This is a genomic window from Thiobaca trueperi, from assembly GCF_004342175.1.
Lineage (GTDB): Bacteria > Pseudomonadota > Gammaproteobacteria > Chromatiales > Chromatiaceae > Thiobaca > Thiobaca trueperi.
The window spans coordinates 1-18,071 of sequence record NZ_SMAO01000001.1 but is presented as its reverse complement, the minus strand read 5'-3'; the positions used below and the strand labels follow the sequence as shown (position 1 = coordinate 18,071).

Below are 18,071 nucleotides of genomic sequence, written 5' to 3'. Positions count from 1 at the left end.
TTCTCGGGGTTTGTCGCCGATGCGTTCCGCCAGTATCATACGGCAAGTGCACCCTTCCCGACGCCTGTTCAGGCGCCGCCAGTTCTGAGGTCCATCTGATGACACATCCATGGCGAGACTTTCTCACCGCGCGCCAGGCGCGCATCGACGCGGAGGGCAGGGTCTCGTTTCCAGAGTCAGCCCAGCCAGACGGCTGCCGGCTGTTCGATCTGTCCCATCTGGGACTGCTCGCCGTGCGTGGCGCCGATGCCGCATCCTTCCTGCAGGGCCAGCTTACCAACGACATCCGCGAACTCTCGCCAACCCACAGCCAGATCAGTGCCCACTGTAACCAGAAAGGCCGTCTGCTAGCGATCCTGCGCGTCATCGGCATCGACGACACCATCTATCTCCAGACTGAAGCGGAACGGCTGCCCGTTCTTCAGGAGCGTCTGAGCCGCTTCATCCTGCGCAGTCAGGTCACGCTGTCCGACGCCAGCGATGAGCTGATCCGCATCGGACTGGCCGGCGACGAAGCGCCGCGCCTGCTGGCCGAACGGGGTCTGGCGGTGCTGGGACGCGAAAACGATCTCGCCCTCTGCGGCCCGCTGGCCCTGATCCGGCTCCCTGATCCCGTGCCGCGCTTCGAGATCCTCGGCCCCTGTGCCGCCATCAGTGAACTCTGGGACGCGCTCGCCACGCAGGTGACCCCGGCCAATCGTGTTGACTGGACCCGGCGCGACATCCAGGCGGGCCTGCCGACCATCCACGACCGGACTGCCGAAGCCTTCGTGCCACAGATGGTCAACCTGCACCTGCTCCACGGGCTCAGTTTCCACAAGGGCTGTTACACCGGTCAGGAAGTGGTCGCCCGCATGCAGTATCTCGGCAAGCTCAAGCGCCGCATGTATGTGGCCGAGGTCGAGAGCGCGACGTCACCGCAACCGGGCGACGAACTCCATGCGCCCTCCAGCACCTCGCAACAGGCCAGCGGGTGGGTGGTCGAAGCCTCTCCGCTCGGCGCAGGACGCCATACGCTACTGGCCGTGGTCGAGATCGAGGCTGCCGACGCGGGCGAGGTGCGGCTCGGCGGACAGGGACCGATCCTCCATCTCAGCCCACCGCCCTATGGCTTTGCCGATAAATAACAGAAAATCAGACAGGATTAACAGGATTTTTCAAGCAATTGTTTTTAATCATTTTAATCTTGAATAATCCTGTTAATCCTGTTAATCCTGTTAATCCTGTCCAAATTAACGGTCTTTCAGGCGGATAGGAGCTTTCCTGGAAGCGGCTAAGTCTCGGGCCGCATGTGCGGAAAGAGCAGCACATCGCGGATCGAGGGCGAGTCGGTAAAGAGCATCACCAGCCGGTCGATGCCGATGCCCTCGCCCGCTGTCGGCGGCAGGCCGTGTTCCAGGGCGCGGATATAGTCGGCGTCGAAATACATCGCCTCCTGATCGCCGGCGTCCTTTTCCGCCACCTGCGCGCGGAAACGCTCGGCCTGATCCTCAGCGTCGTTCAGCTCCGAAAAGCCATTGGCGATCTCGCGTCCGCCGACAAAGAACTCGAAGCGGTCGGTGACGAATGGATCGGCGTCGCTGCGTCGCGCCAGCGGCGAGACTTCGGTCGGATACTGGGTGATGAAGGTCGGATCCATCAGCCGGCTCTCGACCGTCTGCTCGAAGATCTCGATCTGGATCTTGCCCAGCCCCCAGCCCGGTTTGAGATGGATGCGCAGCCGCTCAGCCACCTGCCGGGCGCGATCCGGATCGTCCACATCATCCGCTGTCAGGTCAGGATTGAAGTGCAGAATCGCCTCGCGCACGCTCAGACGCGCGAAGGGCTGGCCGAAGTCGTAGGTCGCGCCCTGATACTGGATCTGCGTGGTTCCGAGCACCGTGATCGCCATGCGGCGCAGCATGTCCTCGGTCAGATCCATCAGGTCGCGGTAGTCGGCATAGGCCTCATAGAACTCCAGCATGGTGAATTCGGGGTTATGCCGGGTGGACAGACCCTCGTTCCTGAAATTGCGATTGATCTCGTAGACCTTCTCGAAGCCGCCGACCACCAGCCGCTTGAGGAACAGCTCCGGCGCGATGCGCAGAAAGAGCTGCATATCGAGCGCGTTGTGATGGGTGACGAAGGGCCGCGCGACCGCGCCGCCGGGGATCACCTGCATCATCGGAGTCTCGACTTCGAGATAGCCCCGACCGTTCAGATAATCGCGGATGAACTGGACGATGGCGGTGCGCACGCGGAAGGTCTCGCGCGTCTCGGCATTCATGATGAGATCCAGATACCGCTGGCGGTAACGGCTCTCCATATCGGTCAGGCCGTGGAACTTCTCGGGCAGCGGTCGCAGCGCCTTGGTCAGGAGCCGGATGCGGTCGCAGCGGATCGACAGCTCGCCGGTCTTGGTCTGGAAGAGCACGCCCTCGACACCGAGGATGTCCCCCAGATCCAGATCGCGCTTGAAGCTGGCGTAAGATTCCTCGCCGATCAGATCCTTCTGCACGAAGATCTGGATGCGACCCGACATGTCCTGGAGATGCGCAAAGCTCGCCTTGCCCATGACCCGGCGCGTCATCAGCCGCCCGGCCACCTTCACCCGCCGACCGCCGGATTCCAGGGTCTCGGCATCGGTTTCGCCATACTCGGCCAGCAGATCGCCGGCCAGGGCATCGCGCCGGAAATCGTTGGGGAAGGCGTTGCCCTGACTGCGCAGATGCGCCAGCTTCTCGCGCCGCTGCGCGATCAGCTTGTTTTCGTCCGGCAGCTCGCCGGTTTCAGGAACCGGCTTGGGCTCCATCGCGTTTCGTGACTCGTCGCTCATCCGCTTGGGGATCTCCAGATAACTCAGCCGCCAGCGCTTCGAAATGGACAGGATTAACAGGATGTTTCAGGATTGACAGGATTTAAAAACAGAGACTTGGAATTCCTGTCGATCCTGCGAAATCCTGTTAATCCTGTCTATTCAAAACGATGACAGGTATCAATTTTCAGGAAACGGCCTAAAGCCCGCTCTTGAGACTGGCCTCAATGAAGGGATCCAGGTTGCCGTCCAGCACGCCCTGGGTGTTGGCGATCTCAACGCCGGTGCGCAGATCCTTGATGCGCGACTGGTCGAGCACATAGGAGCGGATCTGACTGCCCCAGCCGATATCCGACTTGGTGTCTTCAAGCGCCTGCTGAGTGGCCCGCCGCTTCTGCATCTCCAGCTCATAGAGCTTGGCCTTGAGCTGTTTCATGGCGTGGTCTTTGTTCTTGTGCTGCGAGCGGTCGTTCTGACACTGGGTCACGGTATTGGTCGGCAGATGGGTGATACGCACCGCCGACTCGGTTCGGTTGACGTGCTGGCCGCCCGCACCGCTCGCGCGGTAGACATCGATGCGCAGATCCGCCGGGTTGATATCGATCTCGACCGAGTCATCGACCTCGGGCGAGACGAAGACGGACGAAAACGAGGTATGACGGCGGTTGCCCGAGTCAAATGGCGATTTGCGCACCAGCCGGTGCACGCCGATCTCGGTGCGCAGCCAGCCGAAGGCATAATCGCCCTCGAATTTGATGGTGGCCGATTTGATCCCCGCGACCTCGCCCGGCGAGACCTCCAGCAGCTCGGTCTTGAAGCCCTTGCGCTCGCCCCAGCGCAGATACATGCGCAGCAGCATCTCGGCCCAGTCCTGCGCCTCGGTGCCGCCCGAGCCGGCCTGGATATCGACGAAGGCGTTGTTGGCGTCCATTTCGCCCGAGAACATGCGGCGGAATTCGAGTTCGCCGACGCGCGCCTCATGGGTCTGCAAGTCGGCGACCAGCGATTCAACCGTCGCCTCGTCGCCCTCCTCGACCGCCATCGCGAGCAGGTCGTCAGCATCGGTCAGGGCGGCGGTGAGTTCATCGACAGTGATGACAATCGCCTCCAGCGTGGCGCGCTCGCGCCCCAGCGCCTGGGCGCGGCTCGGGTCGTTCCAGATGGTCGGGTCTTCGAGTTCGCGCAGAACTTCGGTCAGGCGTTCCTGGCGGTTCGCATAGTCAAAGATACCCCCTGAGGGACGTGACACGTCCCTTCAGGTCGTTGATCTGAGCGGCAATCGGATTGATGTCGAGCATCGCAGGCTCCGGCGGATAAAACGGCGAAGTATAGTGGGCTTGTTACGCCAGACGCCAGCGAATGCTTGATTCCCTCAATGCAGCCGCCGGGTTGGAATCTTCGCCAAAGTGATTGGGCGAACTGAAGCCGGATCAGGGCGCAAGCGCGACCCGGTTCCGGCCCGCCTGTTTGGCCTGATAGAGCCGGGTATCCGCTTCGGCGATCAGGTCATTGACTGGCGCGTCCGGTTTCGGGATGCCCCAGGCAACGCCAATACTGACTGTCACCACGGATGCGGCGCTGTTGTGGGCATGGGGAATCTGGCAGGCGACCACCGCCGCCGCTAATTTCTGTGCAACCTGGAGCGATTCTGGTGCCGTCACGCCGGGCAACACCACCACGAACTCCTCGCCGCCATAGCGGGCCACCAGATCATTGGCGCGCTGCACGGTTGCCGCCAGAGCCAGCGTGACCTGTCGCAAACAATCATCCCCGGCCTGATGTCCATAATGGTCGTTGTAGGCCTTGAAATGATCGACATCAACCATGGCGACGGCTAACGGCAAACCCTGACGCGCCGCTCGTTTCCATTCCGCGATCCAGACCGCATCGAATTTGCGCCGGTTGGCAATGCCGGTCAGGCCGTCACACTCACTCAGTTGTTGCAGCCGGCGGTTGGCCTCGGACAGTTCGCGGGTGCGCTCCGCGACCTGTCGCTCCAGACTTTCATACAGCCGGGCATTGTCAATGGCAATGGCGGCCTGAGCCGAGAGCATCTTCAGAATCTGGATGCGGCCTGGAGCGAAGGCCCCGGAAAGTTGATTGTTTTCCAGATACAGCACCCCGTTCAGGCGGTTCTGCGCCAGCAACGGCAGACAGAATACTGAACGGACGCCCTGGCGCTGGACATGGGAGTCGCGGCAAAAAGCCGGATCCTGACGGGCATCGTCCAGCGTCAAATCCTGCCGGGTGCGGATCACATAGCGGATCGCCGCTTCGCAGACCATCGTCGAATCCGTCAGCGGAATTCGCGTCAGTTGGGCATGGCGATCCAGCACACTGGCGTGGGCGACGATCATCCAGTGGTCCGCGCTGGGCAGCAGCAAATAGCCCCATTCCGCACCGGCGTTTTCAATGACAATCGCCATCAGCTTCTGCAACAGCCCGTCGATCTGGATCTCGCTGGACAGGGCCAGCGACGCCTTGAGGATGGTATCGAGATCCAGCCGGTGCGTGGAAACGGCGGACGTGGATTCACTGCCGGACGGGATCCTGACCGGCAGCCCCGCGACAGCGGCGCGGGTCAAGAGTCCCGCGAATTCCTGATTCAACGCCTGGGCCTTGCCGGTTGCCCCCCACTGGTAATAATGGAAGACCGCTTCCTCCAGCTCCGGCTTGGCCTCTTTACGCTGATCCTGTTGCAGATGGAGCCGCCCCGCCCGTTCCAGACTCAGCGCCAGCCCCAGCGGTCGTTGATACCGACGGGCCAGCACGGCGGCGCGACCGTAGCCAGCGAAGGCGTCTGCCGGGCGCTGGCTGATCCGGGCCTGTTCCGCCCGCAACAGTTCATCCTGCCAGGCGAAGTTGTCCGGGCAATTGGCCGTCCACAGGGTGAAATCGGCCATCGCCGCGCCTAAAACACGGGTGATTGCCGTTTGCTCCGCAGCATCCGCGTGCTCATACAGCGTGGCCCCGGCCAGCGCGCGATAGAAGGTGAAGACGGTGGTTTCGTACAGAATCGGGATGTACTGCATCCAGTCGGCGTGGGTCGTCGCAAAGTCCCAGGCCGCCCGCCATTGGCCGAATAGATAGAGCAACTGAAGCTTGAAATTCAGAAAATAGGATAGGCCGTGGCCGAAGCGGGTGGCCGGGTGCTGCCAGCGCGCAAGCCAGGCGGCTTCGTCAATCTCGTCCGTGCTCAACGAGGTGAGGTCGTCACCCTCGCCCTTGAGCCGTTGCAGAAAAAGCTGGCAGAACCGTTCGCTCATCAGGAACGGCGAACCGCTCCTGGCGTAGAACGCCAGACTGACCGCGCATTCCTCCAGCGCCTTGTCCACCGTCAGCGCGGCCAGGGTGGTCTTGGGGATCATGGTGCGCGCATAGCCGGCGAACACCAGATTGCCATTCTCGATCCCGTACTGATAGGCCTGCTGATAGACCGCGATCTGTTCCGCCAGCGGTTTCACCCAGTGCAGGGCGCAGACCGCGTAGAGAAAGGTGACCTGGGCGCGGATGCGCGGATTGGGATAACGGTCATTCAGGCGCATCGCCAGTGCGCCCAGCGCGTAGGCATCCTGATAATTGCCGAACTGCCGGACAATCAGGACCGTCGCCCAGGCAAAACCGATCGCGGACATGGCATTGTGGCCGTAGCGCATCGACCGGTTGACGACTTCCATCACCACATGCGGGAACAGGTTGGGAATGGCGATGTAGGTGCCATCGGTCAGAATCGCCATCAGCCGGATGATCGCGTCCTGCTCGCGGTCGATCACATCGTCCAGCCCGATCAAGTCGCCAATCTGACGCTGGTTCAGCAAGCGGGAATACTCGGCCATCTGCTGCTCGAAATCGGCTTGCAACCCCGTCTCGTCGCTGGTGTCGGGCAGGGTTGCGCCGAACAGATGCAGGGCGGCTCGCGCCACCTCCACCATCTCGTTATAGCGTCCCAACTGATTGTACTGAATAATTTTTTGCAGATAGATGTCGGCCTGATCATAGCGGTCGGCGGCGTGCATCAGCGCCGCGTTCAGATCCGCCTCGGCGGCGGCGAACTGGCCCAGCAAATAGGCCGCGTCGGCCCGTTCCCGGTAAATCTCCAGCGTATGGCGATCGTGCGTTGTCCAGCAATCGGCGGCCAGCAGGTCGGCCGCCGCCTGAAAATGGCGTAACGCCGGTTCGTAGGCGGTCGCGGCTTTTGCCTTACGCCCGGCCTGAAGATTGAGCCTGGAACACTGGAACCGTTCACCCGGATCATCGATCAGCGCCAGCACCGCATTCAAATGCCCGGTGATATCGAACAGACGTTCGTCGAGTTCCGCCGGGCTGGCGTTAGACAAGAGTTGGCGACCGATCTTCAGATGCAGCGGCCCGATGTCCTCTGGTGCGATCAGCGAATAGGCCGCCTGCTGGACCCGGTCGTGCAGAAACCGGAACTCGGTCTTGGCGGTGACCACCAACCCCTCCTGGATCGCCTCCCACAGATCGCTGCCGGTCGCGATCTCACACCGCTCCTGAATCGTCGCCAGCGCCGTCAAGGCAAAGCGGTTGCCGATGCAGGCGGCGATCTGCAGCGCCTGCCGGGTCGCCGGACTCATCCGGCTGATCTTTCCCGCCATCAAATCCACCACGTTATCGGTGATACCGGCGGACTCGATCTGCGCCATCTCCCACTGCCAGCGCCCCTGCGCCGGATCCAGCCGGAACCAGCCCCGATCATGGAGTTCCTCGAGGAACTGGGCGACGAAAAACGGATTGCCGCCGGTTTTCTCCAGCAGCAGTCGCGCCAGTTCATGCGTGGCTGCCGTCGGCTGATGCAGGGTATCGGCGATCATCTGATTCAGATCGTCGGGTGCGAGCGGGCCGAGCAGGATGGTTGCAACGGGAGCGCCCGCGTCGCGAATGCCGTTCAGGGTCAGCACCAGCGGATGGGACGCCGACACCTCGTTATCCCGATACGCGCCAATCATCAGCAGGTGGTGGCTGTCCGGGTTGTTGCACAAGAGCTCCATCAGCGCGAGCGACGCCGCATCGGCCCATTGCAGATCATCCAGGAAGATCACGAGCGGATGTTCAGGGCGGGCGAACACCCCGATGAACTGCTGAAAGGACCGGCTAAAACGATTCTGCGCCTCGGCGGGCGCCAGTTCCGGTGCTGGCGGCTGCGGCCCGATGATCCATTCCACATCGGGGATCACGTCGATGATCACGCGGGCATTGCTGCCCAGCGCAATCATGAGCGCCTCCCGCCAGTGAGCAAGCTGCGCTTCCCGTTGGGTCAGCATCTGGCTCACCAGCCGGCGAAACGCCTGAATCAGCGCGGAAAACGGAATATCGCGCTGAAACTGATCATGCTTGCCGGCGATGAAAAAGCCACGCTGGCGCACCAGCGACTTTTGGACCTCGTTGACCAGCGAGGTTTTACCGATGCCCGAATAGCCACCCACCAGCAGCAACTCGGAACGCCCCTCAGTGATCCGATCAAAGGCGTCCAGCAGCAGACGGGTTTCCCGATTGCGGCCATAGAGCTGATGCGCGACCTGAAAATGACCGGACACGTCAAACCGGCCCAGTTCCAGCATCGGCGGCGGCTCACCGGCATCCAGCGCCGCCTGCACAGCGAGCAGATCCTGCATCACCCCATAGGCGCTCTGGTAGCGATCCTCGGCCTTCTTCTCCAGCAGCTTCATCACCAGCTCGGACAGCACCGGCGGGATGGCGGCATCAAGCACGGCGGGGACAACCGGTGGGCGGGCGATATGGCAATGCACCAGCTCCAGCGGATCGGTGGTCACAAAGGGCAGCGTTCCGGTCAGCATCCGGTAATAGCACACACCCAGCGAGTAGAGATCGGTGCGGTAATCGATGGCGCGGTTCATCCGTCCGGTCTGTTCGGGCGAAACATAGGACAGGGTGCCTTCGATCAGTTCCGGGGCGCAGGCTTCCTGGGTTTCCACCCCGATCAGGGTGGACAGCCCGAAATCGGTCAGTTTCACCTGTGCCGTTGCGGGATGAATCAGCACATTGGCAGGATTGAGATCCTTGTGGATGATCCGTTGCCCGTGCATCTGGTCCAGACCCTCGGCCATCTGCATGGCGACCGGCAGGAACTCGGCCAGCGCCATCCGGCGTTCACCCAACCACTGATCCAGATCGCAGGCGCCATAATCTTCCTCGATGATGGCAAATCCTGAACGGTACTGGACGAGGTCATAAACCTTGACGATCCGGCTTAAATTCAGGGCGGCAAGCAGGTTATATTCGTGCTGGTAGCGCAGGTTTTCCCGAACGGAAAAACCGGACGATGAGGGCGTTTTGATGACGACCGGCAGCGCATCGCAAGTCCGCCATCCGCGAAAGACCTGACTGTGGCCACTCTCGTAAATCATTTCCCGAATGGAATAGCCGTCAAGGGAAACCATTCAGAAAATCGCCTAAACCGCGTCTGGAGTGAAATGCATGGTTTTTCTTTTGTGTTCAATGCTGTGGATTTCAGCGACCTCGGTGGAGACGCGGTTTAGAAATGGATATTTTTTAATCTCTTAAACCGCGTCGCCTCCGACAATCCCTGAGCCTGCCGGGGCCGATCCGACCCAAAAACACCGCATGCCGTGCCGGGCGCAGTTTAATGCGTCCAGCCGCCCTGCATGGCCTGCTCGCAGAGGGCCTGCCAGTCTTCGTCGCGGATGCTCAATTCCTGCCAGGCGGCATCACGATAGGCGAGCATCTCGGGTTGCTCATGGATACCGAGCGAAAGGGCGATGAGATAGTGGGAGAGTTTCGAGATCGCGATCAGGGCGCGCGTCTCGGGATCGTCCAGGTCAGCGGCAGTGGCCGAATGGTGATGATAGATCGCCAGCGCCACGGGCTCGGGGAGACGCCAGTTGCCCGCCAGCAGGAAACCGACCGTCGCATGATCAATGCCCAGCGCCGTGCGCTCGTAACGCAACAGATCGTCCGGTGCCGAGATATTGCGCAGCGCCCAGACGGTACCATAGTCGGTCAGCAGATCGGCAAAAATGAGACTGCCGACATTCTGCATCATCCCAAACAGATAGGCCGTGTCAGCACTGACCTCTGGCACCCGCTCGGCAATGGCGACCGCCACCTGCGCCTGCTCCATGGTCGATTCCCAGACAATGCGCGCCGCGCCGTCGTTCGCACTGAGCATCCGCTGAATCGCACTGGCCGTCACCAGATTGGTCAGGCGCTCAATGCCGATCATGGTAATGGCCTGTTGCACGCTGCTGATTTTGGTCCGGGCGGCAAACAGGGGCGAATTGATCATCTTCAGAAGCTGGCCGGTGAGCGCCGGATCCTGGGCAATGAGGTCGGCCGCCACCTTGACGCAGGGCTCAGGGCGAGTCAGCTCCTCGCGCAGGGCAAGCACCACATCCGGAATCTGCGGCACCCGCGCCCGTCGCACGGCCTGAAAAGCAGCTTCGAGGTCCGCGCGCGGCGGGTAATGTTCGCTGGTCATGCGGTCAGCTCCAGAAGGCGTCGAGCGCCGCAAGCGTCTCGGGAAGACGCTCCCAATGCGGCAATCCCAGATGCGGGGCCAGACTGACCGCCTGCCAGTTGGGATGGCTGGCGACGAAGTCTGCAAGCCGTTCGAAGGTGATGTAAGGATCACGGTCAGCGATGACCAGGACAGGCAGCCCGGTCAATTTTCCATAAAGCTGATCCATGGCGTCGGCGGTAAACAGCCGGGTGGACAGAAAGGTCAGCGGGGCGTGTCTGGCCCCTGGCTGATGCGAGGTGGCATAGGCGTAATCGATCATCTCAACCGGCACCTCGCCCACGAAGGAGCGACCGAGAAAATAGCGGATGCTGCGCCGGGAGGCGACCAGATCATAGAGCCCCTGCAACACCCCAAGACTCAGCACTTTGTGCGTCAGGCGGGCGAGGCGTGGGTTCGGCAGGGGACGCAGACTGAATCCGGTGGGCGAAATCATCACCAGCGAGGCGATCTGTCCCGGTGGCAGCAGGCCAGCCGCACGCGCGGCGAACTCGGCACTCAATGACAGCGCGAGCACATCCGCCGGTTCCTTCACGACCCGCACCAGAAAATCGGCCAGCGCCCCGGCGAACAGTTCGGGCGAATAGGGGCCGACGCCGCGCTCGGAGTGACCGAAGCCCGGTAGATCCAGACTGTAGACGGGGCGACTGTGGCGGTAATGGTCGAATAAGGGCTTGACCTCGAAACTGCTGGGCGCGGCATTGATGCTGTGGATCAGAACCAGTGGGCGACCGGGGTGGCCGGTATCGGCGTAACAGGCCAGACGCCGTCCGTGCTCGGTCAAGAAATCGGCGCGGGGCGCGTCTAGGGCATCGGGGAGCGGCGCATCACCCCCGCTGTCGCTGACGAGTGCGGCGTTGGTCTCGGTCATATCAGATCATCTCATCGATAAACTGCGGTTTTTCAATGGCGTAGCCCTGCGCATAATCCACTCCGATATCGCGCAGCAGCTCCAGGATTTCCAGGTTCTCGACATATTCGGCAATGGTCTTTTTCCCCATGAAATGGGCGATCTCATTGAACGATTTGACGATTTCCCGATCATGCGGACTGACCAGAATGTCCTTGATGAATGAGCCGTCGATCTTGACATAATCGACCGGCAGATGTTTGAGGTAGCTGTAGGAAGACATGCCGGCGCCAAAATCGTCGAGCGCAATGCTGCACCCCAGCGCCCGGATGTCCGCCAAGAGAATCGCCGCCTGATCGAGATTGACGATGGCGGCCGTTTCAGTGACCTCGAAACTGACCAGCTCGACCGGAATCTGCAACCGCTCCAGTGCGGCCCGGATGTAATTCAGCAGCCCCGGATCGCTCAGCGACTGACCCGAGAGATTGATCGCGACGCCACCGACCGCGCTGACCTTGTCCGGATGGTGATGGACCCAACTGAAGGCGTCGTCGATGACCTGACGGTCCACTTCGCGCATCCGATTGAAGGCCTCAGCGGTCGCGATAAAGGACTGGAGCGGCAGCGGATTGCCCTGCTGATCGTAGACGCTCAACAGGATCTCGCAGTGGGGCAGGAGTTCGGCAGCGGGATTGATCGGAACGATCCGCTGGTAACGCAGCCGGCGGCGTCCGGCCTTGATCACATCGTCCGTCTGCGCCCAACCGCGCATGTATTCCAACTGTCTGGCGATGATTGCGTTGTCCTCGGTGAAGAGAACCGCATGATCGCCACCTTCGCGCTGTGCCGCCAGGCAGGCCACGCTGGCGGCTGACATGAGTTTTTCCGGACTGCTGGAGTCGCTGGTCAGCATGGCAATGCCGAGACTGCCGGAAATCCGGTAGGGTCTGCCCTGCAGGTCGAAATTCATCACCGCCAGGCCGGCGCGGATCGACTCGCCAATCTCGACGGCGTGATCCTGATCGCAGGCGGGCATCAGCAGCCCAAAGCGACTCCCGCCCAGATAGGCCAGACAGACCGCATCCGCAACCACGCCTTCCAGCAGTCGGGCCACCGCCTGCAGCATTCGTTCGCCAGCCGAGTAACCGTAGGTGCCGGTGAGCGTGTCGTAACGATCCAGTTCCAGGAAAAACAGTGCGTAGGCGGGCGGCAAACCGCGTTCGGTCAACAGCAGTTCGGTCAGCGCGCCCACCAGCCGCCGCTGATCAGCCAGACCGGTCAAGGCATCCTGATGCTCGTGATGGGCGAGACGCTGGTGCATTTCCGATAGCGCCGCATCGGCGGCGCGCGTCACCATGGGCTGCGTGTTCGGGGTCTCGGCGCGCGCCTGACCACGGGCAAAGGCCTCCGCCAACCGACCGCGACGCAACACCTTCAGTTTTTTGGCCAGGGTATCGGTGACGGCCAGACGCGAGCCATCCTCGTTGCGCCAGATGAGTCGCAGCGCCTTGTCCGCTTCCTTGCCCCGCATCCAGATCAGGTCGCCAAGCGGCAAGGCTCCGACCTGCGCCAGTCCGCGCTCCCAATCGGCCTGCGACAGTCCTGCCGGGATCTTTTCCGGTGCGCTGTCGGGATCCGGCGGCGCGGGACAGTACAGCAGATAATCGTCGTCCCGATCCATCGCCGCCTGCGCCCGACGCACGGCGGTTTCAAGCCGCCCGAGCAGGTCGTCGCACAGAATTGGATCTGCACCGATATAGGCCAGCGCGGCACGCACCTCCTGGATCAGCGCTTTCAGATCCTTGCCCGTCGCCCGCCTGGCGGAAGGCTCGGCTTTCGGCTCTTCGCCGCCGGTCAGCCCGTGCAGGTCGCACAGGATCCACCACAGATTGCGCCAGCGCGGACCCTCGATCCCGACATTGACACACACCAGTTCCAGCAGGCCGCGCCAGCCAAGCAGCAGGAGTTCGTCCACAATCCGGTGCATCCGGCGTCCGGCAAAGGCGGTGTTCAGATGCTTGCGAACCGCCTCGCGCGCCAGCCGCTCGCGCTCCCGCGACTCGCACACCTTGATCCAGTTGGTGACATTGTCCTGATATTCGTGGCCGACGCGCGACTCCAGTTTTCCCAGGCGTTTGGACAGGTCGCCCAGCGCCTGTGGGTCCTGCCCGTCGGATGACACCAGCTTCTGCGCCAGTTCCCCGAACTCGCGCTGCAATCCCTGGTGACTGTCTTCGTCGCCGGGCAGAAAACGGGCCAGATGCTCCAGCCGGTTGATGAGGTTGATCAGCGGCTGTCTGCCGTCGGCAACGGCCCCGGATCCGGCAAGGGTCATGGCAAGCAGACGGGTTGTAAGCGGCTTGATGAGCGATTTGACCTGGGGCGGGGTGACGGGATCCGCCAGCATGTGCGACAGCAGACGATCCGTGACCTCGACCCGCTCCTCCACCTGCGGCGACATCACCGGCTGTCGCCCGGACGAGGCGCCGGGCTGCCGGGCCTCGGCGGCGACCAGCCATTTGGCGACCAGTTCGCGCAGCGGCTGATCGGGATCCGCAGCGGCGATCTGTTCATTCGCTGGCAGACTGGCGAGCAGATCAGCAATGTGCTGTCCACCGGCGAAAGCCCCTGACTGACGCGATTCTTTCAACTTGATCGGAGAACAGGTCGCGGCCAGGAGGTTGGCGATGGTTCCCGCGACAGCCTGGGTGCTGGGCAGGGCATCGACAGCGGCAGCGGCAGTTGTCGCACCGGGCGGCGTGACGGGGATGTCTGGAGCAGCAGGCTCGGAGGACGGGGCGGTCTCGGGAGGGGGGGCAACCGGGTTCCCGACGGGCGCAGCGGACGGCGGCAGATCGGGTGTCCCGGATATGGCGGACGGCGATCCGGATGCATCCAGTCCGGCCGAGACCCAGGCATTCAAGACTTCCCGATAGAAGGCGCCCAGATTGCGCGAGAGATGGTTGGCGACAATCTGCATGGACAGGCGTTGCAGTTGCAAGCCGACGCCGATCTCCTGCAATGCCTGCTCAATGGTTTCAGCAAGCGCCAGTGGCTCCACCGGGAGCGCAGCATCATGAAACAGACCGGCCAGGTGATTGCGCAGAGACTCCAGCGGCTCGTGCAATTCCTGCTCCAGACGGTTGGCCAATTCAGACTTGGCCAGCCAGATCTCGAAGGCATCCTGATCGACGAGTTGCAGCCCTTCCGCCGGGCTATCCTGTGCCTGCCCCACAGACGGCGCTGAAGCGCCCAGGCCAAGATTGCGCAAGGCATCCAGCAACTGCTGTCTGAGCTGACGCGGAACGCTTTCATTCTGGATCGCACGCGCCAGGAGGGCGATTTCGCCTGCAAAACGGGTGCGCTCGGCATCGCTTTCGGCACGCTCGCTATGCGTCCAGAGTTCATCGACCAGGGTTTCCAGCAGTGAATCGAGCAGGACGCCCAAACCCTGCTGACCAACCTGCTCCAAAACCTCGCGCGCCCGCGCCTGCACCGGATGGCGTCCGGTGTCTTCCGTCGGCGGCGACTGTCTCGCGGCGGTTTCGCGGATGAAGCGGGCCAGGCGCATCCGGCCATCTCCGGCCAGACGAATGAAACGCGCGCCCAGCCCACGATCAACGCGGTGTGACACTTCGATCACGGCCTGCACCGGATCCATGCTTTGCGCATCGGGCAGGTCGAAATAGAGATCAATGTGCTCGCCACGCTTGAAAGGCAGTTCCGGCTCGCTCGCGGGCGTATCCAGCAAGACGCCGCCGTTGCAGATGTTCAGCACCCGACAACTGGTTGGAAGCTGATTCGCGCCACGAACCTTGGCATGCAATTCAACCGTGTAACGGGTTTGGATGCGGCGGTCGCGTCCGTTTGTTTGATGATCTGGCATGGGTCGAGTCAATCCTGTTCAGACAGCCTGCTTCGCGAGAGAATATCACCGCAGATACAGACCGTCTTCACCGATCTTGCCAGGGCCATTGAGGACATAGATCCCCGCCGAATTGGCCTTGACCTGGAAGCTCAAATGACCGTCGCAGTCGATTTCGCGCCCGCTCACGGCATCGCGATAGGCGCCCGGCCTGACGCCCTCGACCGCAAACTGCTGATCCAGCCCGATCGCCAGCCCGACCACGACATAGCTGTCCTGATCGGGATCATGACGCACGAAACGCAGACCGCTGCCCCATTCGGCCAGCTTGGCCATAGGTGCCTTCTGGAGCGCCGGAATGGCGCGACGGATCTGGTTCAGGCGCTGGATATGACGATAGAGCGGATGGGCCTGGGTCGTGGCGATCCGCTCGTCGGATAAATGATCGCCGAAATAGGCGCGTCCGGTCTGACTCAGGACATCGCGCTCGCCCTCGACATCCTGCGGCGCGCCCTTCATGAACTCGATCTCTTCGCCATAGTAGAGACAGGGGATGCCGCGTGCGGTCCAGATCAGGTTATAGGCCGCCGCCGCCATCCATTGCTCGCCCTTGAAGCGGTATTTGAAATCGTTGTCCGGGCCGACATCGTGATTCTGCAGAAAGGTGACGAGCTGGGTCACGTCGCCATAGATCCAGTCCATGCTCAGGATCTGCGCGGTGCCGGCATAAGTACCCTTGCTGACGGTATCGCGAAAGGTCGAAAAGAGCCCGAAATCGAGCTGCGGAAAACCCGAGTCGCCGCCCGATTCGGGATCGCGCGGATCATGCCCGAGCCGGGTGTACCACCAGGGCCGGATCTGTGAGGGACCATTGTCGCCGCCGCCCAGATCGCCCCAGCCATAGCCCTTGACCAGATTCTCGCCGAAGACGAAGAGCCCCGGCTTGTGCGCCTTCCAGGCGTTGACATATTCGAGCAGGTTGTCGCGCTCGACATGCTTGACGGTGTCGATGCGCAGCGCATCCACGCCCATATCCAGATAGCGGTTGATGGCCTGGATCAGATAATCCTTGACGTTTTCGCGCTCGGTGGCGAGATCGATGCAGTCGCCCGCCAGATGTTTCTGCTGGAGCGGATGGGCGCTCTCCCAGTCGCCGCCGCAGATGAAGCCTTCCTGGTGATACCAGTCGGGATCCAGATCCTGCGCATCGACGCCAAAAAAACGGCCAGGTCTGTAACCGGGCTTGGGCACCGTCTCGCCGGTCTTGGGATCGATCAGCGGCTCCCGGCCCTCGGGATCGCGCATGTGACGTTCACGATACCAGTCGGGCGCGACCGGGTTGTCGATGTCATCGCGGTTGGTCCAGGCATAGTTGCCGAGATGGCCCTGATAGGGACCGTGATCCACCCTCCCCTGCTCCGAGCCCTGTGGCACATAGTATTTGATCGGCAGATGATCGATATGTACCTTGCCGCGAATGCCGTACTGACAGGAATGATTGACCACCACATCCTGGATGATCTTGATGCCCTTGGCATGCGCGGCATCGATCAGATCCTGATAGGTCGCGTCCGGCGACTCCAGACGCGGATCGATGCGCGTCCAGTCATAGGCGTGATAGCCGTGATAGTCGAGTCCCGAGCGGTTTTCGACCGGCGGGGTGATCCAGATCGCCGTAAAGCCCAGGTCGCGAATGTAGTCCAGACGCTGGATCAGCCCCTTGAAATCGCCACGCCAGTGCGGATCGACCGGCTGGCCGGATTCGTCGAACTGGATGCGGTCACGGCAGAAAAAATTGTTGGATGGATCACCGTCGTAGAAACGGGTCGTCAGCAGGAAATAAATGGTCTCTTCGCGGAAATCGGTGCGCTCATGCAGCGGGCGCGGCGCGGTCGAGACGACCGGACGCGGGACAGACTGGCGCGACACCGGTGGCGCAATCGCATGCGGCGCGGGCCGGTTCGGCGTCCAGTGTCCCGAGGCGTTATACCAGCCATTCACCGCCCGAAACAGATCCGGGCTCTGTCGCCCCTGACCATCATTGAAGACCAGATGCAGCGCCTTCAGCCCCTGAAAACAATGGCTGAACCAGCCATCCCCCAGCGGTGTCATGGGCACCCCCGGCCAGACGCTCGCGACACCATCAGCGTGGCCGCTCCAGTAATGGACATGAATGGTGTCAGCCCAGCCTGCGGGCCGCTCGCAATGAATTACCAGATCCGGCATCGTCGATTCCTCCATTCAGTCAGCAGCGCCAGTCGGACGGCGCGAAGCGGCGATTGTAGAGGATTGGTGATGCGCGCGATCAGGCTTCTGAGACCGGATGGCGCGTTTCCCGCGCAACGGAAACCGGATTACACTTCGCTCCAGTGGAGATGGCATGCCTCCCTGAACCGCCGTTTTATCCGGCTGATGATGCCTACCGACAAAACCTGGATGGGTTAAGGTAGGCGCGCCCCGCAGCACGCCTTCCCTCAGCGCCCTCCATGACCCGCCCTGCTGGAGGTGCTTGATTGCTTTCCGCTCTCGCTGTCTTCGTCGGCGCCGGACTGGGCGCGCTGCTGCGCTGGCTCCTCGGCGCACGACTCAATCCGCTGTTTCCGATCCTGCCACTCGGCACGCTCGCCGCCAATCTCGCTGGCGGTCTGCTGATCGGGCTGGTCATCGCCTGGCTTGCGCGCCACCCCGGCGTCGCACCGGAGATCCGTCTATTCGTCATCACCGGCTTTCTCGGCGGGCTCACCACCTTTTCGACCTTTTCAGCGGAGGTCGTCAATCTGCTGTCGCGGGGCGAAATCCTGTGGGGATTGAGCGCCATCGGGGCGCATCTCATCGGCTCGCTGACCATGACCGCGCTCGGCATCGGACTGGTGCATCTGCTGCTGGCGCGGGGGGGATAGTTGGCAGTTGGCAGAAAAACTTGCGGCCCCGTTTCGTCGTGCCAAGCTCAAACTGACGACTGACGACTGACGACTGACGACTGACGACTGACGACTGACGACTGACGACTGACGACTGACGACTGACGACTGACGACTGACGACTG

The 18,071-nt window shown here is 62.1% G+C and carries 9 protein-coding genes and 1 riboswitch; of the genes, 2 read left to right on the top strand and 7 right to left on the bottom strand.

The annotated features are described in order from the left end of the window. The first annotated feature begins 98 nt into the window (after positions 1 to 98). The gene (gene ygfZ / locus EDC35_RS00045) at positions 99 to 1,127 is read left to right on the top strand and encodes a CAF17-like 4Fe-4S cluster assembly/insertion protein YgfZ (RefSeq protein ID WP_132974811.1); all 1,029 of its coding nucleotides are present in this window, start codon (positions 99 to 101) and stop codon (positions 1,125 to 1,127) included. 146 nt (positions 1,128 to 1,273) lie between these two features. On the opposite strand, the gene lysS is transcribed toward ygfZ, so the two are convergent. The 7 genes from lysS to EDC35_RS00010 form a co-directional block, all read right to left on the bottom strand. Continuing rightward, positions 1,274 to 2,791 (bottom strand): lysine--tRNA ligase, encoded by a 1,518-nt coding sequence (gene lysS / locus EDC35_RS00040; RefSeq protein WP_132975614.1) that lies wholly within the window; start codon positions 2,789 to 2,791, stop codon positions 1,274 to 1,276. Positions 2,792 to 2,993: 202 nt separating this feature from the next. After that, positions 2,994 to 4,092, bottom strand: a protein-coding gene (prfB, locus tag EDC35_RS00035) for a peptide chain release factor 2 (RefSeq protein ID WP_132974810.1) whose coding sequence is annotated in 2 segments (ribosomal slippage) — positions 2,994 to 4,016 and positions 4,018 to 4,092 — 1,098 coding nt in all. Because the reading frame shifts where the segments join, the coding sequence is not laid out codon by codon here. Positions 4,093 to 4,224: 132 nt separating this feature from the next. After that, complete coding sequence (locus tag EDC35_RS00030) at positions 4,225 to 9,213, bottom strand: diguanylate cyclase (protein WP_132974809.1); 4,989 nt, start codon at positions 9,211 to 9,213, stop codon at positions 4,225 to 4,227. Positions 9,214 to 9,416: 203 nt separating this feature from the next. Then, positions 9,417 to 10,271 (bottom strand): HDOD domain-containing protein, encoded by an 855-nt coding sequence (locus EDC35_RS00025; RefSeq protein ID WP_132974808.1) that lies wholly within the window; start codon positions 10,269 to 10,271, stop codon positions 9,417 to 9,419. A gap of 4 nt (positions 10,272 to 10,275) precedes the next feature. Next, a complete protein-coding gene (locus EDC35_RS00020) occupies positions 10,276 to 11,181 on the bottom strand; it encodes an alpha/beta fold hydrolase (protein ID WP_132974807.1) in 906 nt (301 codons plus the stop codon). Position 11,182: 1 nt separating this feature from the next. Beyond that, entirely contained in the window at positions 11,183 to 15,046 is a 3,864-nt protein-coding gene (locus EDC35_RS00015) for a DUF1631 family protein (protein WP_132974806.1), read from the bottom strand. A gap of 45 nt (positions 15,047 to 15,091) precedes the next feature. Beyond that, positions 15,092 to 17,251: an alpha-amylase family glycosyl hydrolase gene (locus EDC35_RS00010; protein ID WP_132974805.1), complete on the bottom strand. Its 2,160-nt coding sequence runs from the start codon at positions 17,249 to 17,251 to the stop codon at positions 15,092 to 15,094. Between the two features lie 136 nt (positions 17,252 to 17,387). Continuing rightward, positions 17,388 to 17,454: riboswitch (Fluoride riboswitch) on the top strand. An 84-nt stretch (positions 17,455 to 17,538) separates the two neighbouring features. Between EDC35_RS00010 and crcB the strand changes: the two genes are divergently transcribed. After that, a complete protein-coding gene (crcB, locus tag EDC35_RS00005; protein WP_132974804.1) occupies positions 17,539 to 17,925 on the top strand; it encodes a fluoride efflux transporter CrcB in 387 nt (128 codons plus the stop codon). Positions 17,926 to 18,071 lie beyond the last annotated feature (146 nt).

Bases quoted from the DNA above. Each gene is read 5' to 3' on its own strand.
- ygfZ (WP_132974811.1), top strand. From the start codon at position 99: ATGACACATCCATGGCGAGACTTTCTCACCGCGCGCCAGGCGCGCATC.
- EDC35_RS00025 (WP_132974808.1), bottom strand. From the start codon at position 10,271: ATGACCAGCGAACATTACCCGCCGCGCGCGGACCTCGAAGCTGCTTTT.
- EDC35_RS00010 (WP_132974805.1), bottom strand. From the start codon at position 17,251: ATGCCGGATCTGGTAATTCATTGCGAGCGGCCCGCAGGCTGGGCTGAC.
- lysS (WP_132975614.1), bottom strand. From the start codon at position 2,791: ATGGAGCCCAAGCCGGTTCCTGAAACCGGCGAGCTGCCGGACGAAAAC.
- EDC35_RS00030 (WP_132974809.1), bottom strand. From the start codon at position 9,213: ATGGTTTCCCTTGACGGCTATTCCATTCGGGAAATGATTTACGAGAGT.
- EDC35_RS00020 (WP_132974807.1), bottom strand. From the start codon at position 11,181: ATGACCGAGACCAACGCCGCACTCGTCAGCGACAGCGGGGGTGATGCG.
- EDC35_RS00015 (WP_132974806.1), bottom strand. From the start codon at position 15,046: ATGCCAGATCATCAAACAAACGGACGCGACCGCCGCATCCAAACCCGT.